Source organism: Sphingomonas caseinilytica, from assembly GCF_023516455.1.
Taxonomy (GTDB): domain Bacteria; phylum Pseudomonadota; class Alphaproteobacteria; order Sphingomonadales; family Sphingomonadaceae; genus Sphingomicrobium; species Sphingomicrobium caseinilyticum.
This window is the reverse complement of the sequence record NZ_JAMGBA010000001.1, coordinates 860,897-880,847: the sequence shown is the minus strand read 5'-3', so window position 1 is coordinate 880,847 and position 19,951 is coordinate 860,897. Positions and strand designations below refer to the sequence as shown.

Here is a 19,951-nt window from a genome sequence, read left to right as displayed (position 1 = left end):
TTGGGTGGAAAGCGGACATGAGCGGGAGATCAGTCCAATGATGGCTTGCGCGCTTTAGCCCCGCTTGTCTGTCGACGGTTTTTAGCGCAGTTTTTTGCCGTTCTAGTTAGGGGCCGCTCTTGGCTAGCGTATTCTTGAGCTACGATCGAGATGACAGCGATAAGGCGCGGACGATAGTGCTTGCGCTGGAAAGCGCTGGGCATTCCGTATGGTGGGACCGCCACATCAAGGGCGGGGCCCAGTACAGCAAGGTAATCGAGCAGGCGCTGATGCGGGCCGATGCCGTCGTGGTTCTATGGTCGGAACACTCCATCGACAGTGCCTGGGTGCGGGACGAGGCGGCAAGCGGACGCGACTCTGGACGGCTGGTGCCGGTTACCGTGGATGGATCACAAGCGCCGTTGGGATTTCGACAGTATCAGACCATCGACCTGTCCGGCTCGGGCCTTCGGGCGAGTTCGACGGGGATGCGTGCATTACAGCAGGCCGTCGACGAGCTTGCCCCAGGGACCGGGGAAGTCCGTGACATCCCACCGCAAAAACACGCAGCACCGGCACCGGCGCTGGCGCGTCGAACGCTGGTCGTCGGCGGTGCCGTCGCCGCCATCGGCGCGACCGGCTTCCTGCTGCTTCGCGCGAAGGAGCCTTCGAACCCGCCCGAAGTCGAAGCGCTGTTTGGCAAGGCCCGGCAGGCCTGGACCCAAGGCTCCGGCGAGGGCAATGCTCAAGCGATTGGATTGTACCGCCGCGCGACCACGGTTGCGCCCGACAATGCGGACGCCTGGGGCTTCCTCGGCGTTGCCTATGCCGACCGTGCTCATTGGTTTGTCACCGCATCGGAGCGAACGGCCATTTGGGAGCGGGCTCATGAAGCCGGCCAGCGGGCCCTGCAACTTGATCCAAGAAACGCCTACGGGCGATCCGCGGTCGCCTACGCGCGGCCGATGCGAGGCAACTGGCTTTTGATGGAGCGGGAGTTTCGTAGAGGAGTCAGCGATCAGCCAGGAAAGTGGCTGGTGAGTTTCTGTTTAGGCTGGCTGCTGACGCTCGTCGGGCGGCTGTCTGAAGCGAGCGAGCTCTTCGAAAAGATCAGGGATGAAGCGCCACCTCCCAACCAGTATCGCTGGCACATCCAGGCGCTTTGGGGCTCAGGCAAGACAGAGGAAGCGGATAGGGTATTGGAGGAAGCCGACTCCATCTACCGGACGCATGAGGTCATATGGCAGACCAGGTTCGACATGCTGCTGACGGGTGGCCAGCCTGGCGCAGCCCTGGCAATGACCCAGGATCCAGCGAACAAGCCAGCATCGATCCCGCCGGAGGAGCTAGCCTTGCAAGCGGCAGTGGCGCGGGCGCTGGTCAGCAACGCTCCGTCCGACCGCGAGGCGGCGAAGAGCGCCTTGATGCAGCAGTCCCGGGAAGCCGCTTGGCTGGCCAGAATGGCTATTCAATATTTGGGAATGACGGGCTTCGCCGACGAAGCTTTTCAAATCGCGGACGCCTATTATTTTTCGCGCGGTTTCTCGATCCCCGATCGGGCATCCGCGACCAGCCGTCCAGACGTGACGCTGGACGCGCGTGACACGCGATTCCTGTTCCTGCCGACAATGCGCGCTTTGCGAGCCGACGCTCGTTTCGAAGGTCTGGTGAATGAGATTGGCCTCACGCGATACTGGCAACAGGCTGGGACCAACGCCGATTATCGTCGAGCGTAGCAGGTAGGGCCGCCGAAGCGATCTTCCGCCACGGCTGATTTGGGTCGCCTTCATCACACTACTGAGGTTTGTACAACTGCCCGTCGCGCTTGCCGGACCAGTGGATGAACATCACGCACTCGTCGGACAGACAGGCGTCGGCGTGCGGTTCGCCGCCGGGCTGGAACCAGTAGCTCCCCGGGCCGAGCGGACGGACCTTGGATTCGTCACTGGAAGCATCCCAATGCTTCATTTCGCCACTGATGATCGTCAGGTGATAGTCGGCGGTATGGGTGTGCAAGGTGCCCGGGCCCTTGGGCATTTTCAGGATCATGTCGGACGGCCCCTCATTGGGATTGCCGCGCAGGACGCCCATTTGCGGACCATCGGGCCGGGACTTGATGATCGGCACGAACACCACCTCGTCGAAGGCCTTCACGATCATCGCCCGATCCGGCGCAGTCTCCGTTGGCGTGGAGGCGGAAGCGAGAAGGAGCGCCGCTAATTGGATAGAAACCGGCATGATCTGGAAGCCTCCGAGGTAACGGGATGTCTTGCCGATTGGGTTGGCCGCCAATTCAACCGAGCTCAAACATGCTTCTACGGACGAACAACCGAACGCGGTCGAGTGTCGGCTTCCGGCTAGATCAGCCCCATCGCCTTCATGCTGCTGCGCCCGCGCAAGCCGACGATGACATGATCATGGACCGTAACCCGCATGTGGCGGCCGGCCTCGATCAGTTCCTTCGTCATCCGGATATCCTGGCTGCTGGGAGAAGGGTCGCCGGACGGATGATTGTGGACGATGATGATCGCGGTCGCTCCGAGCTGGATCGCACGGCCGATCACTTCGCGAACGTGAACCGGGGCCTCGTCGACCGAGCCGCGCCACATTGACTCATTGGCGAGCAGCATGTTTCGGGCGTTGAGGAAAAGGATCCGCACTTCCTCGATGGGCGAATGGGCCATGGCTGCCTGGAGATAGTCGCCAAGCGCATCCCAGCTCGACAGGATTGGGCGACCCTCGATCCGCGTCTCGAGCATGCGCAACGCGCTGGCCTCGGCGATCTTGAGCGCTCCGATCATCCCTTCGCTCAGTCCTTCGCGGCGCAGGGCAACAGGACAGGCGGACAGCAGCGGACCGATCCCTCCGAACCGCGCGATCAGCTCCTTGGCCTGGGTCTTCGTGTCGCGGCGCGGGACTGCAAGGGCCAGTAGATATTCGACCAGCTCATGGTCGAGCAGCGCCTTTCCACCACCCTCGAACAGGCGCTGGCGAAGGCGGGAACGATGTCCATTTGAACTACTCGGAACGTCAGCCAAGCGGCTTTTCCCACTAAAACCCACAATCCCGAGCGGAGCCTAGGCTAGGCAAAGCGCGTTTCCCATGCAACGCCGCATCGATGCGGTAACGGAACGATCGGCGATCCGGGAGGTTTTGGACCGGGATGAGTGCGGACAAGGAACAGGGTAATGCCGAGCATGTCCGCGTGGCGCCGCAACATGGCGCGCTCGTCGAACAGGTCGTGGTGCACGACCGAAGCGGCTGGCATCGAGCCTGGCGGCTGACCAAGGTCGGGCTGCTCCTATTCATCATCCTGCTGGTCATCGCCGCCGCCGCGCTGTGGGTATGGCGAAAGCCGATCGCCGACGATTTCATCAAGGATGAGCTGGAGCGCCGCGGTGTGCAGGGCAGCTATACGCTCGACCGCGTCGGCTTTCGAACCCAGCAAATCAGCAACCTGGTCATTGGCGATCCGGCCAAACCCGATCTGACGGTTCGCCGGGCGGTCATTCAGCTCAGGATCCTGTGGAACGGAAGCTTCGAGGTCTATCGGATCGCGGCGCGAGGCGTACGGCTAAAGGGCAGGCTTCTGCCGGACGGTCGAGTGACCTGGGGCCAGGTCGACAAGCTATTGCCACCGCCCAGCGGCAAGCCGTTCCGGCTTCCCGATATCTCAGTCGATGCCCGCGACGCGACGATTGCGCTCGCTACCCCCTACGGACCAATGGGCTTCGCGCTGCAAGGTGAGGGCAATCTGTCGGGTGGGTTCGCCGGGCAGCTCGCGGCGTCGGCTCCGGGCTTGAAGTTCGGGGCCTGCAATCTCGATCGCTTCCGCGCCCACGTCGACGTTGGTGTCACGGCGCGCCGTCCGAATGTCAAAGGTCCGATCGGTGCCGAGGCGCTAAGCTGCCCGTCCAGCAACCTGCTTCTCGCCCAGCCGCGCATGGAAATCGATTCCAGCTTCGCCGAAGGCTTCGACAGTTTCAGGGGCGGTGGCCGCCTGACCATGGCCAACTTCCAGGCTGGCGCGAACGGAATGGCCGGGGTCGTCAGCAACCTGACGTTCAACGGAACGCCCGCCCGCGCACTCGGGCGGATCGATTTGCTCGCACAACAGTCCCGCCTCGACCGCATTGCCGCCGGACGTACCCGGTTCGAAGGTCGCTACCGGCTCGAAGCAGGAGCGGGGGGACTGGTCGCGATCGGGGATTATGGCGCCAATGACGTCCGGGTAAATCCTTCGCTCTTTACCATGCTCGTCGATCCGCTGGCCGCGTTGGACGGCACACCGCTTGGCCCGATCGGCCTGGCGATTTCGAATTCCATCCGGCGGGCAATAGGCCGGTTCAACGTCGAAGGGTCGCTACGGCTCGTCAATCAGCGGGGGGGAGGAGCGATCCGGATCGAAACCGCCAACGCGGCTGCTCCGACCGGGGCAAAGATCCAGGCGAGCGGTGGCGACGGCGTCACTTACTATTGGCCGTCGGGCAAGATGCGGATCGACGGCAATTTCGCACTTCAGGGCGGAGGTCTGCCGACGGCGAGGATCGCCTTGTCCCAACCGCGGAGCGGTGCCCCGATGAGCGGGACAGCAACCATCGCGCCTTACCGGGTCGGCAACACCCGGCTGGCGATGGCGCCGATCCGCTTCGCCGCTGGGCGCGACGGCTCGACCCAGCTGCAAACCGTCGCATTGCTCGATGGCCCGGTGCCTGGAGGGTTCGTGCGGGGACTTCGCCTGCCGATCGACGCCAGCTTCGGCGGTTCCAGCAAATTCACGTTCGGTAAGCGCTGCATTGAGGCCAGCTTCGCAAGCTTCCAGATGGGCAGCCTTCGCCTTAACCCGGCCCGCTTGCCGGTATGCCCGATCGGCCCCGCCATTGCCTATCAGGGGCGGGGCGGCGCGATCCAGTTCGGCGCAAACCTCAACCGGCCTCGTTTCGTCGGCAGCATGGGTCAATCGCCATTCAGCGCGGCCGCGTCCTCAGCCAGGCTCCTGACGGAACGGTTCGCACTGGCGGACTTGGCAGTGCGAATGGGGCGGGCCGATTCGCCCGTATCGATCGACGCGGCCCGGCTGGAGGGCAATTACAAGGGCGTCGGTACATTCAGCGGTGGAACCGCAACGCTCGGACGAGTTCCGCTCCTCGTCAGCGAAGCGAGCGGCGATTGGAGGATGGGGAACGGCGGTGTGTCGATCTCCGGCGGCATGTTGCTCGCTCACCGGGTGGAGCAACCCAACTTCTACCCCTTGCGCAGCGACGACATGAAACTCGTCATGGCCGACGGGAAGATCAATGCCACCGGGTCCCTGCATCATCCGGCCAGCGGCACCAAGATCACCGACGTAACCATCCAGCACAATTTGGATAACGGTAACGGCAATGCCGTGCTGGACGTACCGGGCGTCACCTTCGGTCCGGGCCTGCAGCCGGAAGAGTTGACCCGGCTCTCCGAAGGCGTGGTCGCACTCGTCATGGGCCGGCTGAGCGGTCAGGGCCAGATCAATTGGACCGGTTCCGGCGAAGTGACGTCGACGGGCGAATTCACCGCCCATGGCATGGACCTCGCGGCAAGCTTCGGCCCGGTCACGGGGTTGACCGGCACGATCCGCTTCACCGACCTGTTGGGCCTGCAAACGGCGCCCGGCCAGACGGTCAGCCTGGCGAGCGTCAACGCCGGCATCCTCGTCGAGAATGGGGTGATCCGGTACCAGCTGCTGCCCGACAATCTGGTCAAGATCGAGCGTGGCGAATGGCCGTTCATGGGCGGACAGCTGATCCTTCAGGAAACGATACTGAACTTCGGCCGGCCCAGCCCGAAGCGCCTGACATTCGAAGTGGTCGGCCTGGACGCCAAGACCTTCGTCGATTCCATGGGCTTCAAGGAAATCAGCGCGACCGGCACCTTCGACGGCGTCCTGCCGATGATCTTCGACGATGAGGGCGGCCGCATCGTCGGCGGCCGGCTCGACAGTCGCGAAGGTGGCGGGACACTCTCCTACAACGGCGTAGTCAACAAGGCTGACCTCGGCATGATGGGCAGCCTCGCCTTCGATGCGCTGCGCGATCTCAAGTTCCGATCGATGATCATCCGTCTGGACGGCTATCTGGACGGCGAATTCGCGACGAGGCTGGCCATTCAAGGCGTCGGCCTGGGCAATACGAGCACGCAGCAATTCATCAAGTCGGTGAACCGCATCCCGTTCAACTTCAATGTCACGATCAAGGGGCCGTTCCGTGCCCTGATCGCCACGGCGAAGAGCTTCCGCGATCCGACCCAGGTGATCGAACCCGCGCTGCCGCGACCGCTGGATGAAGTCCCGGGCATCGTCGTCGAAACCCGTCGGCGCGAAGAGAGCGAGCAGCAGAGCCAGACCCCGGTCGAACAGGAAATCACTCCAACCCCCACGAAGCAACCATGAGGATCAAGCCATGACCAGATCCCGACTATTTAAGACGGCTTGCGGCGGAGCGCTGATGCTGCCCCTTGCCGGATGCATTTCGGTCTCCCCTCCGGACAAGCCGATCGAGATCAACCTCAACGTCACGATCCAGCAGGAAGTGCTGGTTCGGCTTCAGCGCGACGTCGAGCAGCTGATCCAGCAGAATCCGGATGCCTTCCCGCAGCAGCCCCAGCAGCCGCAGCAGAGGTAGCGATGCGCGCGCTTCTCTTCGGGCTGTTGGCGTTTTCCAGCCTTGCGATGCCTGCATCCGCTCCGGCCCAGGATTCCTCGGCAATCGTCGCGGCCCGTCGTTCCGGACAGGTTGGCGAGCGGTTCGACGGCTACCTCGGACTTTCATCGGCGAATGTGTCTGCGGATGTTCGCCGGCACGTCGGTGCGGTCAATATCCGCCGCCGTGCCCTCTATTCCAACCTTGCCGCCCGAAAGGGCGTCACCCCCGAGGAAGTCGGGATTACCGCCGCATGCAGCCTGCTCCGCCGAGTCAGCGTCGGCGAATATTATCTTCTCAATCAGGGCGGTTGGCGAAGGCTCGTGGCCGGCCAATCGGCCGTTCCCACTTACTGCGGCTGACGAGCCTCGAAGCTGGCGCGATAATCGCTCTTGAGGCCAGCAATCAGGTCGGGCGTCACCGCCAATTCAATCTCATAATCACCTTCGGCCCAAGGCCCGGCGACATAGGGTGATGCGATAAGCGTCAGCAGCTCGAACCGCCCATTCTTGTCCTTGTCGGTCGGAATGATCGCGATCTCGTCCAGCTTGGGGCAGTCATCGAACAATCCGCCACCACCGACCGGCTCGCCGCGCTTTTCCTCCCGTGCCTTGTTGAGTGCGTCGCACCAGCGCTGGGTCAGCAATCGATCGCGGTTGGCCGGTTCGGTGAACAGGCCTGTGTCCTTGATTTCCCTGGCCGCCTTGCGATCCCACAATAGGCCGCCAACGCCGTGGTTGCCGTGGGCTCCGCCCTCATAGGAGCCGACATCCACCTTCAGGCTGAGCAGCCGGTCCGATTGGCCGGCGGTGTCGTACTGGGTCGACGACATAAAGCCGTGGAAGTCGAAGCCCTGCTTCTCGCGCGATTCCTTGTCGTCCTTGGCCCCGCCGATCAGATCGGCCTCGCCTTTCTCCATTTCCTTACGGAAACGGGCGACCAGTTGAGGCACCGCCGCCGTTTCGGCGGACCAGCCGTAGTGGAACTCGATGAGATCGTTTTCTACGTCGTAGACAAATGATTCAGCCGGTGCGGCGGGCGCCGCCGGCGCCGCGGCAGAAGGTTGCGCGGCGACATTGTTCGCCGCGTCCGGCACTGCCTGTCCATTGCAAGAGGCCAGCAAGACGAAGCTCAGCAACGAAAGTCTCACGGCAATCCTCCGCAGCCCACATAGTTTAATCCTCATGCATCGGGGAAGGCCCGGTTGACTATCCACCGGCCCCTTCATAAAGGGGCGGCGCCTTGGCGGGCTTGTCGGCCGCCATGTTCCTGCCTTTCGCGGCTGCTGATAACATCCGGTCGCCAAGTATTGGGAGTGGAACATGATGGAGGACAAGACCGGGCAGGACGTTGAGTCTCCACAGGATGCACGACTTGATTCGCTCGATGAGCGGCTGAAGCGCGCACAAATCCGGGAGGCGGAGCGGACCGGCCAGACGCCGACGACCGATGCCAATGAGCAACTTGGTCAGCGCGTCTTGTCGACACTGCTCGGCGGCCTGTTTGGCGGTGCCGTGATCGGCTGGCTGCTGGATAAGTGGCTGGGCACGGGGCACCTGCTCCTGGTGGTCATGATGGTCCTCGGTACCGTCGGTGGCTTCTGGAGCATCATCAAATTGTCGAGCCGGCGCCCGTAGGGTGTCCGGCCATTCGGACTAGAAGGGCGAAAGCGCGTGTCGGCAGAGTCGGGCAAGATCGATCCGATGCACCAGTTCCTCATCCAACCGCTGGTTGGTGAGCATTGGCAAATCGCGGGTCAGAGCATCGCCTTCACCAATAGCGCTCTATGGATGGCGCTGACCTTCGGTGCGATCTGGCTGTTCATGCTGGGCGGCATGAAGCAGCAGATGGTCCCCGGACGCTGGCAGGTTGCGGTGGAGGGCTTCACCGGCTTCATCACCGACATGCTCGACACAAACATCGGGCCGAAGGGACGCAAGTTCGCCCCTTATGTCTTCTCGCTGTTCATGTTCATCCTGTTCGCCAACTTCATCGGCATGTTCCCGGTAGCCCTGGTCGGCGCCCACCCGTTCGCGGTGACGAGCCAGCTGACCATCACCGGCATCCTTGCCCTGGTCAGCTTCAGCATGGTGGTCATCGTCGGCTTCGCGAAGCACGGCTTCCACTTCTTCTCGCTGTTCATTCCCAGCGGCGTCAAAGGCCCGATGGCCCTGATCATTTTCCCGATCGAGCTGATCAGCTTCCTGATGCGCCCGTTCAGCCTGGGACTGCGACTGTTCGTCGCGATCACGGCGGGTCACATCCTGATGGAAGTGCTGGCCGGCTTCGTCATCAACGGCCTCAACTCCGATGCGCTATGGGTTGCGCCGGTGGTCAGCCTTCCCAGCTTCATCCTGATGTTCGGCGTCACGCTCCTCGAGCTGCTGGTCGCCGCGATCCAGGCCTATGTTTTCGCTCTGCTCACATCGCTCTACCTGAGCGATGCGATCAATCTTCACTGATTTAACAACGAATTATCCAAGGGAGTTACGATTATGGACGCGAATGCTGCAAAGCTTCTGGGTGCTGGTCTCGCCGCCATCGGCGTCGGAATGGCCGCGCTCGGCGTGGGTAACGTGTTCGGCTCGTTCCTGGAGAGCGCGCTGCGCAATCCGGCAGCCGCCGACGGCCAGCAGGGCCGCCTGTTCATCGGCTTCGCCGCTGCCGAACTTCTCGGCCTGCTGGCGTTCGTCGTTGCCATGATCCTGCTCTTCGTCGCCTAACAACGAACGAAACAGGACCCGGGGTCGGCCATGCCGCAGATAGACCAAATTGCTGACGTCTACGCGTCACAGCTGTTCTGGCTGGTGATCTTCTTCGGCGCGATTTTCGTCATCGTGGGATTGGGCATGCTGCCCAAGATCCAGGCGACGATCGACGCGCGCGACGACAAGATCGCCGCCGACCTCAAGGCCGCGGACGAAGCCCGCACGGCGGCCGATAGCCTCGAAGAGGTTTATCGGACCGGCATGGACAAGGGCCGGGCGGAGGCGGGGAAGCTCTCCGCCGACGCCAAGTCAGACGCGATCCGCAACACCGAAAAGGCGGTAGCGAAGGCCGACAAGGCGATCGCTGCCAAGGTCGAAAAGGCAACCGCCAAGGTCGCCGAAGCGCGCGCTTCGGCACGCGCCGAGATCGAAGCGGTTGCAGCTGACGCCGCTCAGGCGATGATCCAGCGTGTTGCCGGCCTCAACATCGACACTGACACTGCACGTGCCGCTGTCGCCAAGGAACTAGCTAATGGCTGAGCCTACCGCTCACACGGAAGTGCCTGGCGGCCATGAAGCTCCGCCGGCGGCATTCGGGGTCGTCACCGCTCCGGTGGTTGTCGCACTGGCCGTCTTCCTCGTCATCCTCTTCCTTATCTGGAAGAAGGTGCCGGCAGCGATCGGACGCAGCCTCGACAAGAAGATCGCGGCAATCCGCGAGCAGCTCAATGAGGCTGAATCGATCCGCAAGGACGCCGAAGCGCTGAAGGCCGAATATGAAGCCAAGGCGGTGGCTGCCGACAAGGAAGCAGCCGCGATGGTCGAGCGTGCCAAGCATGAGGCCGAAGCGATCGTCGCCAAGGCTGCCGAAGACGCCGAAGCGCTGATTGAACGCCGCAAGGCAATGGCCGAAGCCAAGATCGCCGCCGAGGAGCGCGCCGCGATCGACGAACTTCGCGCTACGACCGCTCGCGCCGCCACGGCGGCCGCGGCCAAGCTCATCGCGGAGCGCGGTGATGCCGGCTCCGACAAGAAGCTGGTCGACCAGGCGATTTCTTCGCTGAAATAACAAAAAGCCCCGGATCGCTCCGGGGCTTTTTCCTTACTGCTGATGCTGGCCGCCTGGGGCGCTGACGCCTTCTAAGGCCTGCTCTGCGGCCTGCCCGGCAGACTCTCGTGCAAGATCGCCCAGGCTGACAATTCCGACCAGATTCTGCTCCGAGTTGAGGACCGGCATGCGGCGAACCTGTTCTTCGCTCATCCGCTGCGCGACCGCGTGCACATCATCATCCTCGTGGGCGCAGATAATGCCGTCACTCATTAGTTCGCTGATCGGCGTATCGGGGCCGCGTCCTTCGGCGACACCGCGAACGGCAATATCACGATCGGTAATCATGCCGATCACCCGTTCGCCTTCGCACACAGGGATAGAGCCTGCGTCCGCGCGCAGCATGAAGGCTGCGGCTTCGCGGGCGGTCTGGTCGGCGCTGACGGTTTCGACGTCCGTCGTCATGACTTCACTGATTTTCATGGGGGCCCTCCTTCGTCTGGAATCGACCGCCAAACGAATTCCTACCTCGGCCCGTTCCGGACTTAGGGCACATTCTCCGTCAAAAGGTCGTAGGTCGCGACCAGTTCATCATTCTGGTTGAATATCTCGACCGCCCAGCGAACGACGCCGGTGTCTTCGCTCTTCAGCGATTTCGACCTGACCGTCAGTTCGACCCGCATTGAATCATCCGGGTAGAGCGGGGTCAGGAACCGCAGATTCTCAAGCCCCGTATTGGCCAGCACAGGGCCCGGATCCGGGTCCACGAACAGGCCCGCTGCGAAGCTCAGGATGAGGTAGCCGTGGGCGACCCGGCCCTCGAAGATCGGCGAGGCCTTGGCGGCTTCGTCGTCCATATGGGCGTAGAAGGTATCGCCGGTGAAATGGGCGAAATGCTCGATGTCCTCCAAGGTCACCGTGCGACTCTTGGTCTTGAGCGTATCGCCGATGGTGAGTTCGCTCATCCGCCGCCGGAACGGGTGCTGGAGTATCTCATGCTTGGGCCCGCCCGGAATATATTGCTCGCTGATCGCGGCGATCATCGCGGGCGTCGATTGGATCGCCGTGCGCTGCATGTAATGCTTCACGCCGCGGACCCCGCCCATCTCCTCGCTTCCGCCGGCGCGACCCGGGCCGCCATGGACCAGCACCGGCAGTGGCGAGCCGTGCCCGGTGCTCTCTGCACCATTGTCGCGGTTCAGGACGAGCATGCGGCCATGATAGGCCGCCGCACCCTGGATGAATTCGCGCGCTGCTTCGGGCGAATAAGTGAACAGCGACAGGGCCAGGCTGCCCATGCCTCGATTAGCGAGCGCGATGGCGTCGGCCATGTCGCGATAAGGCATGACGGTCGAAACCGGTCCAAAGGCCTCGACGTCATGGACGGCGCTATTTGACCAGGGGTCGTCGCTCCGAAGCAGGATCGGCTCCATGAAGGCCCCGCCCGCAATGCCGGGGCTCGCATCGGGGTTACCAGCGACGATGCGAGCGCCGGCCGCCGTCAGCTTGCCGATTTGCGCGCGAACATCGTCGCGCTGGCTGGTCGAGACCAATGCGCCCATCCGGCTCTCCTTGTCGCGCGGATCGCCGACCTTCGTGGCGGCGAGCCGGTCGCGGATCGCGGCCTCGACGGCGTCGAGATATTCGACCGGGGCCATGGCGCGACGGATCGCGGTGCATTTCTGTCCGGCCTTGGCGGTCATTTCATTGACCACCTCCTTCACGAACAGGTCGAATTCCGGAGTGCCGGGCGCGGCGTCGGGTCCGAGCAGCGATGCATTGAGGCTGTCCTGTTCGGCGACGAACTTGACGCTTTCGCGCTGAACCACGGGGTGCGACCGGAGCTTCAGAGCCGTTGATGCCGACCCGGTGAAGCTGACCACGTCCTGCCCGGTCAAATGATCGAACAGATCGCCGACTCCGCCGACGATGAGCTGGAGCGAACCGGGCGGCAGCAGCCCGGATTCGACCATTACGCGAACCGCGGCTTCGCACAGATAGGCGGTCGAGCTGGCCGGCTTCACGATCGCCGGCATTCCAGCAAGAAACGTGGGCGCCAGCTTCTCGAGCATCCCCCACACCGGGAAGTTGAACGCGTTGATGTGGACGGCTGCGCCCTGCAACGGCGTGTAGATATGCTGTCCGATAAAGCTGCCGCTCTTCGACAGCGGCTCGACTGCACCGTCCAGCAGTACATGGGCATCGGGCAGCTCGCGCCGCCCCTTGGACGAGAAGCTGAACAGTGTGCCCGCACCACCTTCGATATCGATCCAGCCGTCCTTGCGCGTCGCGCCGGTCTGGTAGCTGAGGTCGTAGAGTTCTTCCTTGCGGGCCATGATGGCGAGACCCAGCCCCTTGATGATCCGCGCCCGCTCATGGAATGTCAGCTTTCGAAGCGCAGGCCCGCCGACTTCTCGCGCGTGACGGAGCATGCCGCCGAAATCGAGGCCGCCGGAGCCGGTTCGCGCGACAAGCGAGCCGTCGATGGCGGAGGCGATGTCGGCGAGATTGCCTTCGCCTTGTACCCATTTGTCGAAGGCGAAATTGAGCAGTTGGGGGGTTTTCATCCTGACCTCGTCATGCTGAACTCGTTTCAGCATCCATTTTGGAAGCCAAGCAGCCCTTCACGAAAATGGGCCCTGAAACAAGTTCAGGGTGAAGCTAAGTTCCGAGGCAGCCATGATCCCACCGGTACAACCCATTGAGCTCAGCGACATTGAAGCAGCCCGGCGCAACGTCGCGGGGACGGTGCTTCGGACTCCACTCGTCCGGCTCGATCTGGGCCTGGGCGGTCCCGACATCCGGCTCAAGCTGGAGAATCTCCAGCCGACCAACGCCTACAAGATTCGGGGCGCGGCTAACGCCGTCGCCAAGCTCTCGGACGAGGACAAGGCGAAGGGGGTGTGGACGATCAGCGCCGGCAATGCGGGGCAGGGCGTCGCCTATGCTGCTCGCGCTGCGGGCATTCCCTGCTCGGTGGTCGCAATTGAAACGGCGCCGCAAACCAAGCTCGACCGGATGCGGGCGCTTGGCGCTACCATCGTACCCGTTTCCTACGCGGAAGCCTGGAAGGCCGCCGAGGCTCACGCCTTTCCTGGGCTCGATGGCACTTTCATCCATCCGTTCGACAACCAGGACTTCATCGCCGGCCACGGCACCATGGGCCTCGAAATCGTCGAAGACGCGCCCGATGTGAGGACCGTCATTGCCGCGATCGGCGGTGGCGGGCTGATCACCGGCGTTGGAAGCGCGGTTAAGGCGCTACGCCCGGATGTGCGCGTGTTGGGCGCCGAGCCGGAAACGGCCGCGCCCTATGCCTATTCCTTGCGCGAAGGGGTGCCGAGCAAATTCCCCGACTGGCAAGCATCGTTCGTGGACGGGGCAGGCGGGCAAAGCGTCACCGAGCGGATGTGGCAGCGCATGCAGGCGGTCGTCGATGGCTCGATCATCGTGACCCTCGATCAAACGCGTGACGCGATGAGACTGATCGCGGAGAAATCCCGTGCCGTTTCAGAGGGCGCCGGAGCACTTTCGCTTGCAGCCGCTTTGACCGGCAAGGCAGGCGAGGGGCCGATCGTCTGCATCGTCTCTGGCGGCAATATCGATCTTGCGAAGTTTGCCGAGCTCGTAACCTGATCTAGCTGCCTGAAGAGACTGCAGCCGACTGCAACCCGGCAAGCCAGTCCGGCTCCGGCTGGTCGACGTCATAATATTCGAAAATCAGGTGAATGCGCTGGCTGTCACCGCGGTTGGCGACCGCGTGCAGCCCCATATTGTTCACCTCGACCGCCTGCCCTTCCGGGAGGTGATAGCCAGTCCCCTCGACAAAGAATGTCACTCCCTCGTTCGTAACCAGGGGGACGTGGATCTTGTGCGGCCATTTGGCGGCGGGGTTCTGGTCCTTGTGCGGATGGATCACACCGCCGGGTGCCATGCGCGCCAGCATGACCCGGGGAAAGGCGCCGTGCCGATAGCCGAATGCGGCGGTCGCCTGGGCAAGCACCGGCTCCAGCAGGCCTTTCCACTCGCTCCACAGCGGCGTTTCGTAGCTTTGGCGCCAGTCGGTGAAGTTGGAAACGAAGCGGAAGATGATGTGCTGGGTCGCGTCGAGCGCCCCGAAGCGGTTGGGCTTGTTCGCATTCCCCGCCTCCCAATCGGATTCCGACAATGCCAGCACGGCCTCGCGCAGCGCTCCGATATCGATAGCGCCGAGCTCTCGGATTGAGGTCGTCTTTCGGGGATTCGGTTCCATGGGTTCCATTAGAACTGATAGCCGAACAGTTCCAAATCCCGGGCGTAGATGCGTTCCACGCCGTCGATCAGCTGCTGGTCGTAATAATCGCGATAATCACGCCGCTCGCTCGAATTGACCTTGTCGAGCGGTCGGCTCGGAATGCCGATCTTGCCGGCGATCTCGTCATAGCTTTGCTGCATTTGTTCGACCCGTCCGACCTGGTCGGTGAGCAGGCTTCCGTCCTCATCAGTCACAAATCCATGTTGCGGCTGGAACAGCAAATGCCCGTGGGGCGGCGCCTCGAACAGGAAGTGGCGCATGACCCGCTGGGGATCCCGTTCGAAATCGCCCTGGGCCCGCGTCATGAAGGCACAATAGGAGATGAAGCGGTCGAACGGATTCCTGACGAAGGCGAATTTGAAGAGCGATTCCCATTCCGCCGGCCGCAAATAGGGGCGGATCTGCTGGAGCGTGAGGTGGCCGTGCTGCAGCTTGGCCAGCTCCGGCACAGGAAATTTCTTCTGCACGAACAGGCCGACCTGTTCCAGGTCCTGCGGCCCCATATGCTCCCGAAGCGCCTGCCGGACCGAATGCGTCCCGGTCTTTGGAATCGCAACGAACAGGAAATTGTGAAGCGTCGAGATGATCATTTGCCGGTGAACGTCGGCGAGCGTTTCTCGAGGAAGGCGGCAACACCTTCTCGATAGTCGTGCGTGAAGCCCAACCGCCGCATTTCGTCGCGCTGGAGATCAAGCTCCTCGTCGAGCGAGCGGCTCCAGGACGTCCTGATGATCTTCTTGATCGCCGCCAACCCAAGCGGAGGAAGAGACGCCAACTTAGTCGCCACAGCATCGACCTCGGAATCGAGCAGCTCGTCGTCGACCGCCTTCCAGATCAGGCCCCATTCCGCGGCCTTCTCGGCGGCAAGCGGCTCTCCGGTCAGCGCGAGCCCCAGCGCGCGAGCCTGTCCGACAAGGCGCGGCAGATGCCAGCTACCGCCACTGTCCGGGATAAGCCCCAGCGCGGAAAAGCTCTGGATGAACTTCGCCGATTTCCCCGCGATCACGAGGTCGCAAGCCAGTGCGATATTGGCTCCGGCCCCCGCAGCCACCCCATTGACCCGGGCGATCACCGGTTGCTGCAATTCGGCGAGCGTCCGGATCAGCGGGTTCCAACTTTCCTCAACGGTTTCGCCAAGATCGACGGCCTCGCCGGGCGCAACGGCGCGGTCATTGAGATCCTGCCCGGCGCAGAATCCCCGTCCCGCGCCGGTAAGGACCACGACACGTGAATCGCCCAGCTTTTGAAGGCAGTCGCGCAACTCCGAATGCATCGCCCGGGTGAAGCTGTTGAGCCGGTCAGGACGATTGAGCGTGATCCGAGCTATTCCGTCAGATTGCTCGAACAGGATGGTTTCATAGGTCACGGGGAGATTCTCCGTAGGCGATAGCGCGGTTACTGAATGCGCGGTGGCATAGAGGGCGGGGCGACGGCGTTCCACAGCACCAGCGCATCAAGGACGAAGCCAAGCCCCTGTTCGTTCTGCAGCTTCACCTGCTGGGCATTGAGCGACGTGAGTTCGGCTCTCATCTGCTGGATTAGCGCCTGGTAAGCGGGAAGGCCTTCGTCAGAAGTGCCGAACTGCGCCCAGGCCGCGTGCCAGCCGGACAGGAATCGATCCAGCCGCATCGCAACCGCACCCATCCTGGCTTCCGGTGGGGCATGGTCCAGCACATAGTCGATATGCTGCTTCATCTCCCACGGCGACATGACTTTCGGTCGGTTGAACTGCTCGAAAGCCAGCGGCCGGCCTGGTTTGCCATCCCAAACCGCTGCTTCGCGAGGGTCGAGGGTCGATGCCGCTTCCACCAGGTCCCACAGCTTTTGGCCGCCCACCGTATCCAGGACGAGATGGATACGCCGTTCCGACCCCTTGTTCTGGACCTTGTGGAGCGAGAATGAGTCGAACAGCCAGCATTCGCCGGCTTCCATGTGAACGGTTTCGTTGTTGACGGTGAACAACACCCCGGGATTGGTAACCACCGGAATATGGAGGCGGCGATGTGTCCGCCAATGATAATGAACGTCGATGTGGATCGGGACATCGGCACCGGCCGCCAACGCCATCAGCCTGCTTCGGCCCCAAACGCAGCCCAAGTCCGCCATCAGGTCCATGACGTAGGGTAATTGTTTCAGGGCTTCCGTCGGTGCCATCGGACCATCGAAGTCATCGTTCGGCAGGCCGCCCGGCGACACCAGCGGAACCGCTTCATTGCCGACGAACCCGGTCGGGTGCGGCAACCATGCCGAAGCCGGCAATGCGTTCACCTCGGCCGCAAGCCGATCGGCGTCGAAGCGGATTGGAAGCTGCAGCAAGGGCTTGCTGAGACGCATGAATGACATTGTCCTTGCGAGCGAAACGAATTGATCTTCGATCCCTATAAGGTGGCGGGCGGTCAGGCCGCAATCGTTCGATATGGGTGCAAGCTACTTCTGGTTAACCGCTTTTTTACCACGCAGTCGTATCGATGCGGTCTGGATTGAACTGGACCGACCGTGAATCTCACTTTGAATCTTCGCTGGACAATAGCTGCGCTCGCGATGGCGAGCCTCGCTCCACCCGCCCATGCGCAATCGGCATCCACGACGATCCAGGCCAATGCCAAGGTCGTTAAATCCCTGCAGCTGACGGCGAAGCAGAATCTCGATTTTGGAACCATCACCCTGTCGGGCACGCCGGGAACTTACACGGTCGCCATCAGCCAGTCCGGAGCAGTCACCTGCCCAAGCGGTGCGACCTGCGCGGGCACCGTGCGTCAGGGGATCATGAACGTTCAGGGTTCGAACGCTCAAATCGTTCGAATTACGATACCCATCATCAATCTGGTGAACACGGCGACCGGGGCTACGATCCCCTTCGTTCCGGATGCGCCGGCCACCATCACGCTCACCAATTCGGGTTCGCCGGGCAGGGATTTCAATATTGGCGGGTCGATTGCCGTGCCTTCGACGGCCGACGGGACCTATTCGGGCAACATCTCGGTAACCGTCGATTACCAATAGTCGCGCCTCGCCCGGCATTCACTCGCGAGGGTGGAAGCTGGCGCTTTAAATCGCTACATGCGGCGCATGTACACGACCGAACTCAGCAAGAATGTGAAGCCGATCGAGACGGCTGAAGAGCCGGAACTCGTCGCGGCCTTTGAGGCGCGCGTCGCGGCGGACGAGTTCATCGAGCCAAAGGACTGGATGCCGGACGCATATCGCAAGACGCTGGTCCGGCAGATCAGCCAGCACGCGCACAGCGAAATCGTCGGCATGCTCCCTGAAGGCAACTGGATCACCCGCGCGCCCTCGCTGCGCCGCAAGGCGATCCTGCTCGCCAAGGTGCAGGATGAAGGCGGCCACGGCCTCTACCTCTACTGTGCGGCGGAAACGCTCGGCACCAGCCGCGAGGAAATGGTCGAGGCCCTCCATTCGGGGAAGGCCAAGTACAGCACCATCTTCAACTATCCGACGCTGACCTGGGCGGATATCGGCGCGATCGGCTGGCTGGTCGACGGCGCGGCGATCATGAACCAGGTGCCGCTGCAGCGCACGTCATATGGCCCCTACGCGCGCGCCATGGTCCGCGTGTGCAAGGAAGAAAGCTTCCACCAGCGCCAGGGCTATGAAATCATGATTGCGCTAGCCAATGGTACGCCGGAGCAGAAGCGGATGGCGCAGGATGCGCTCAATCGCTGGTGGTGGCCGTCGCTGATGATGTTCGGGCCGCCCGATGACAATTCGCCCAATACCGAGCGCTCGATGCGCTGGCGGATCAAGCGGGAGACCAATGACGAGCTCCGCCAGAAGTTCGTCGACATTACCGTGCCGCAGGCGGACTTCCTGAACCTCTCCGTTCCGGATCCCGAAGTGAAGTGGAACGAGGCCAAGGGCGGCTACGACTTTGGCGAGGTCGACTGGGAAGAATTTTACGCCGTCGTGCGCGGCGAGGGGCCGGTCGCCAAGGAACGGATGAAGGCTCGGCGCGACGCTTGGGACAATGGCGCCTGGGTGCGCGATGCTGCCGCGGCTTATGAAGAGAAGCGGCGGGCCAAACAGGCCGCTTGAATTTAACCTTCGTCATTGCGAGGAGCGCAGCGACGAAGCAATCCAGACGAGGAAGTGAAGCTGGATTGCTTCGCTATCGCTCGCAATGACGGAGAGGGAATGTGAGCCAAGGTCACGACTGGCCGCTTTGGGAGGTGTTTGTTCGTGCGAAGGGCGGTCTTAGCCATCGCCACGTTGGCAGCGTTCATGCTCCTGACCCGGAGCTCGCGCTCCGCCACGCGCGCGATACCTACACCCGGCGCCTCGAAGGGGTGAGCCTGTGGGTCGTGAAGTCGACCGACATCGTGGCGTCTGATCCTGAGCAGGCGGGCGAGCTGTTCGAACCGGCGGAGGACAAGATCTACCGCCACCCGACCTTCTACGACATTCCCGACGTGGTGAAGCACATCTGATGGCCACGCGTTCGAAGATTGATGCCGATCTGGTGAAGCGCGGCCGCACGGACCCGGTCGCGCCTGAAGCGATCCCGGCAATGCAGGATTATTGCCAGCGCCTCGGTGACGATGCGCTGATCCTCGGCCAGCGCCTCAGCGAATGGTGCGGACATGCGCCGGCGCTGGAGGTCGATCTCAGCCTCGCAAACCTTGCGCTCGACCTGATCGGGCAGGGGACGAATTTTCTCGGGCTCGCCGGCGACGCCGACAAGCTCGCCTTCCACCGCGACGTGCTCGATTGGAAGAATTGCTGGCTGGTCGAGCAGCCAAATGGCGATTTCGCCCAAACGATCGCTCGGCAGCTGCTTTTCTCGACCTGGCAGCACATGCTTTACGAGCGGCTCGCGGCATCCTCCGACGAGCGGATCGCGGCCATTGCCGCCAAGGGCGTGAAGGAAGTCGCCTATCACCGCGAACTGGCCGCCGACTGGACCATCCGCCTCGGCGACGGGACAGAGGAAAGCGCGCGGCGGATGGCCGAGGGGCTGGATTGGTGCTGGCGCTTCGTGCCCGAGCTGTTCGAGGTCGACGAGGTGCTCGAAGGGCTGATCGCCGACGGCATCGCCGTCGACCCGCGCCTGTTCGAGGGCGAATATCGCTCTGTCATCGCGGCGGTTCTCGCGGAAGCGAAGCTGGCGGTACCGGCAGACCAGCGCGCCATCCTTGGCGGACGTCGCGGCCATCACAGCGAACATCTCGGCCACTTGCTGGCCGTGATGCAGTTCCTGCCCCGCACCTATCCCGACGCTCAGTGGTAGGCT

The 19,951-nt window shown here is 62.8% G+C and carries 23 protein-coding genes; 14 read left to right on the top strand and 9 right to left on the bottom strand.

Annotated elements, in window-relative coordinates; all coding sequences use genetic code 11:
• Positions 1-134 precede the first annotated feature (134 nt).
• A complete protein-coding gene (locus tag LZ496_RS04440; RefSeq protein WP_249903380.1) occupies positions 135-1,715 on the top strand; it encodes a toll/interleukin-1 receptor domain-containing protein in 1,581 nt (526 codons plus the stop codon).
• Between the two features lie 58 nt (positions 1,716-1,773).
• Here LZ496_RS04440 and LZ496_RS04435 read toward each other — a convergent pair whose 3' ends face one another.
• Positions 1,774-2,286 carry a cupin domain-containing protein gene (locus LZ496_RS04435; RefSeq protein ID WP_249903379.1) on the bottom strand — a complete coding sequence of 171 codons (513 nt, stop codon included), beginning with the start codon at positions 2,284-2,286 and terminating at the stop codon, positions 1,774-1,776.
• A 50-nt stretch (positions 2,287-2,336) separates the two neighbouring features.
• Positions 2,337-3,017 (bottom strand): JAB domain-containing protein, encoded by a 681-nt coding sequence (locus tag LZ496_RS04430; protein ID WP_249903378.1) that lies wholly within the window; start codon positions 3,015-3,017, stop codon positions 2,337-2,339.
• A gap of 125 nt (positions 3,018-3,142) precedes the next feature.
• On the opposite strand from LZ496_RS04430, the gene LZ496_RS04425 reads away from it, so the two are divergent.
• The 3 genes from LZ496_RS04425 to LZ496_RS04415 are packed head-to-tail and all read left to right on the top strand — an operon-like array spanning position 3,143 to position 7,015.
• Positions 3,143-6,403, top strand: coding sequence for an intermembrane phospholipid transport protein YdbH family protein (locus tag LZ496_RS04425; RefSeq protein ID WP_249903377.1), 3,261 nt, complete (start codon positions 3,143-3,145; stop codon positions 6,401-6,403).
• 10 nt (positions 6,404-6,413) lie between these two features.
• Entirely contained in the window at positions 6,414-6,635 is a 222-nt protein-coding gene (locus tag LZ496_RS04420; protein WP_249903376.1) for a YnbE family lipoprotein, read from the top strand.
• Between the two features lie 2 nt (positions 6,636-6,637).
• On the top strand, positions 6,638-7,015 hold the full coding sequence (locus LZ496_RS04415) for a YdbL family probable chaperone protein (protein WP_249903375.1): 378 nt from the start codon (positions 6,638-6,640) through the stop codon (positions 7,013-7,015).
• Here LZ496_RS04415 and LZ496_RS04410 read toward each other — a convergent pair.
• Entirely contained in the window at positions 7,003-7,803 is an 801-nt protein-coding gene (locus tag LZ496_RS04410; RefSeq protein WP_249903374.1) for a PdaC/SigV domain-containing protein, read from the bottom strand. The two genes, LZ496_RS04415 and LZ496_RS04410, sit on opposite strands and share 13 nt — an antisense overlap.
• A 172-nt stretch (positions 7,804-7,975) precedes the next feature.
• Between LZ496_RS04410 and LZ496_RS04405 the strand changes: the two genes are divergently transcribed.
• From LZ496_RS04405 to LZ496_RS04385, 5 genes are read left to right on the top strand one after another with little or no spacing between them, the layout of a single operon-like run.
• On the top strand, positions 7,976-8,290 hold the full coding sequence (locus tag LZ496_RS04405) for an AtpZ/AtpI family protein (protein ID WP_249903373.1): 315 nt from the start codon (positions 7,976-7,978) through the stop codon (positions 8,288-8,290).
• Positions 8,291-8,326: 36 nt separating this feature from the next.
• Positions 8,327-9,115: a F0F1 ATP synthase subunit A gene (locus LZ496_RS04400; RefSeq protein ID WP_249903372.1), complete on the top strand. Its 789-nt coding sequence runs from the start codon at positions 8,327-8,329 to the stop codon at positions 9,113-9,115.
• A 33-nt stretch (positions 9,116-9,148) separates the two neighbouring features.
• Positions 9,149-9,376, top strand: coding sequence for a F0F1 ATP synthase subunit C (locus tag LZ496_RS04395; protein ID WP_249903371.1), 228 nt, complete (start codon positions 9,149-9,151; stop codon positions 9,374-9,376).
• 30 nt (positions 9,377-9,406) lie between these two features.
• Positions 9,407-9,901: a F0F1 ATP synthase subunit B family protein gene (locus LZ496_RS04390; RefSeq protein ID WP_249903370.1), complete on the top strand. Its 495-nt coding sequence runs from the start codon at positions 9,407-9,409 to the stop codon at positions 9,899-9,901.
• On the top strand, positions 9,894-10,430 hold the full coding sequence (locus LZ496_RS04385) for a F0F1 ATP synthase subunit B family protein (RefSeq protein ID WP_249903369.1): 537 nt from the start codon (positions 9,894-9,896) through the stop codon (positions 10,428-10,430). The genes LZ496_RS04390 and LZ496_RS04385 overlap by 8 nt, the downstream gene beginning before the upstream one ends.
• Before the next feature lie 33 nt (positions 10,431-10,463).
• Here the strand turns inward: LZ496_RS04385 and LZ496_RS04380 are convergent, their stop codons facing one another.
• Together LZ496_RS04380 and paaZ are read right to left on the bottom strand one after the other, a co-directional pair.
• On the bottom strand, positions 10,464-10,892 hold the full coding sequence (locus tag LZ496_RS04380; RefSeq protein WP_249903368.1) for a CBS domain-containing protein: 429 nt from the start codon (positions 10,890-10,892) through the stop codon (positions 10,464-10,466).
• Between the two features lie 62 nt (positions 10,893-10,954).
• Positions 10,955-12,976: a phenylacetic acid degradation bifunctional protein PaaZ gene (gene paaZ / locus LZ496_RS04375; protein ID WP_249903367.1), complete on the bottom strand. Its 2,022-nt coding sequence runs from the start codon at positions 12,974-12,976 to the stop codon at positions 10,955-10,957.
• Positions 12,977-13,088: 112 nt separating this feature from the next.
• Here paaZ and LZ496_RS04370 point away from each other — a divergent pair, with 112 nt between their 5' ends.
• Positions 13,089-14,045 carry a threonine ammonia-lyase gene (locus LZ496_RS04370; protein ID WP_249903366.1) on the top strand — a complete coding sequence of 319 codons (957 nt, stop codon included), beginning with the start codon at positions 13,089-13,091 and terminating at the stop codon, positions 14,043-14,045.
• Between the two features lies 1 nt (position 14,046).
• Here the strand turns inward: LZ496_RS04370 and LZ496_RS04365 are convergent, their stop codons facing one another.
• From LZ496_RS04365 to LZ496_RS04350, 4 genes are read right to left on the bottom strand one after another with little or no spacing between them, the layout of a single operon-like run.
• Positions 14,047-14,661: an aspartyl/asparaginyl beta-hydroxylase domain-containing protein gene (locus LZ496_RS04365; RefSeq protein ID WP_249903365.1), complete on the bottom strand. Its 615-nt coding sequence runs from the start codon at positions 14,659-14,661 to the stop codon at positions 14,047-14,049.
• 8 nt (positions 14,662-14,669) lie between these two features.
• Entirely contained in the window at positions 14,670-15,293 is a 624-nt protein-coding gene (locus LZ496_RS04360; protein WP_249903364.1) for a sulfotransferase family 2 domain-containing protein, read from the bottom strand.
• Positions 15,290-16,069, bottom strand: coding sequence for a 2-(1,2-epoxy-1,2-dihydrophenyl)acetyl-CoA isomerase PaaG (gene paaG / locus LZ496_RS04355; protein ID WP_249903363.1), 780 nt, complete (start codon positions 16,067-16,069; stop codon positions 15,290-15,292). Before paaG ends, LZ496_RS04360 begins: the two co-directional genes overlap by 4 nt.
• A 29-nt stretch (positions 16,070-16,098) precedes the next feature.
• Positions 16,099-17,037, bottom strand: a complete 939-nt coding sequence (locus tag LZ496_RS04350) for an aspartyl/asparaginyl beta-hydroxylase domain-containing protein (RefSeq protein ID WP_249903362.1) — start codon at positions 17,035-17,037, stop codon at positions 16,099-16,101.
• Positions 17,038-17,199: 162 nt separating this feature from the next.
• Between LZ496_RS04350 and LZ496_RS04345 the strand changes: the two genes are divergently transcribed.
• From LZ496_RS04345 to paaC, 4 genes are all read left to right on the top strand, one after another.
• A complete protein-coding gene (locus tag LZ496_RS04345; protein WP_249903361.1) occupies positions 17,200-17,706 on the top strand; it encodes a DUF4402 domain-containing protein in 507 nt (168 codons plus the stop codon).
• 66 nt (positions 17,707-17,772) lie between these two features.
• Complete coding sequence (paaA, locus tag LZ496_RS04340; RefSeq protein ID WP_249903360.1) at positions 17,773-18,756, top strand: 1,2-phenylacetyl-CoA epoxidase subunit PaaA; 984 nt, start codon at positions 17,773-17,775, stop codon at positions 18,754-18,756.
• 101 nt (positions 18,757-18,857) lie between these two features.
• Positions 18,858-19,148, top strand: a complete 291-nt coding sequence (gene paaB / locus LZ496_RS04335; RefSeq protein ID WP_249903359.1) for a 1,2-phenylacetyl-CoA epoxidase subunit PaaB — start codon at positions 18,858-18,860, stop codon at positions 19,146-19,148.
• Positions 19,148-19,948, top strand: a complete 801-nt coding sequence (gene paaC / locus LZ496_RS04330) for a 1,2-phenylacetyl-CoA epoxidase subunit PaaC (RefSeq protein WP_249903358.1) — start codon at positions 19,148-19,150, stop codon at positions 19,946-19,948. The genes paaB and paaC overlap by 1 nt, the downstream gene beginning before the upstream one ends.
• The last annotated feature ends 3 nt before the right edge of the window (positions 19,949-19,951 follow it).

Bases quoted from the DNA above. Each gene is read 5' to 3' on its own strand.
- LZ496_RS04425 (WP_249903377.1), top strand. From the start codon at position 3,143: ATGAGTGCGGACAAGGAACAGGGTAATGCCGAGCATGTCCGCGTGGCG.
- LZ496_RS04420 (WP_249903376.1), top strand. From the start codon at position 6,414: ATGACCAGATCCCGACTATTTAAGACGGCTTGCGGCGGAGCGCTGATG.
- LZ496_RS04415 (WP_249903375.1), top strand. From the start codon at position 6,638: ATGCGCGCGCTTCTCTTCGGGCTGTTGGCGTTTTCCAGCCTTGCGATG.
- LZ496_RS04405 (WP_249903373.1), top strand. From the start codon at position 7,976: ATGATGGAGGACAAGACCGGGCAGGACGTTGAGTCTCCACAGGATGCA.
- LZ496_RS04395 (WP_249903371.1), top strand. From the start codon at position 9,149: ATGGACGCGAATGCTGCAAAGCTTCTGGGTGCTGGTCTCGCCGCCATC.
- LZ496_RS04390 (WP_249903370.1), top strand. From the start codon at position 9,407: ATGCCGCAGATAGACCAAATTGCTGACGTCTACGCGTCACAGCTGTTC.
- LZ496_RS04385 (WP_249903369.1), top strand. From the start codon at position 9,894: ATGGCTGAGCCTACCGCTCACACGGAAGTGCCTGGCGGCCATGAAGCT.
- LZ496_RS04380 (WP_249903368.1), bottom strand. From the start codon at position 10,892: ATGAAAATCAGTGAAGTCATGACGACGGACGTCGAAACCGTCAGCGCC.
- paaZ (WP_249903367.1), bottom strand. From the start codon at position 12,976: ATGAAAACCCCCCAACTGCTCAATTTCGCCTTCGACAAATGGGTACAA.
- LZ496_RS04370 (WP_249903366.1), top strand. From the start codon at position 13,089: ATGATCCCACCGGTACAACCCATTGAGCTCAGCGACATTGAAGCAGCC.
- LZ496_RS04365 (WP_249903365.1), bottom strand. From the start codon at position 14,661: ATGGAACCGAATCCCCGAAAGACGACCTCAATCCGAGAGCTCGGCGCT.
- LZ496_RS04360 (WP_249903364.1), bottom strand. From the start codon at position 15,293: ATGATCATCTCGACGCTTCACAATTTCCTGTTCGTTGCGATTCCAAAG.
- LZ496_RS04350 (WP_249903362.1), bottom strand. From the start codon at position 17,037: ATGCGTCTCAGCAAGCCCTTGCTGCAGCTTCCAATCCGCTTCGACGCC.
- paaA (WP_249903360.1), top strand. From the start codon at position 17,773: ATGTACACGACCGAACTCAGCAAGAATGTGAAGCCGATCGAGACGGCT.
- paaC (WP_249903358.1), top strand. From the start codon at position 19,148: ATGGCCACGCGTTCGAAGATTGATGCCGATCTGGTGAAGCGCGGCCGC.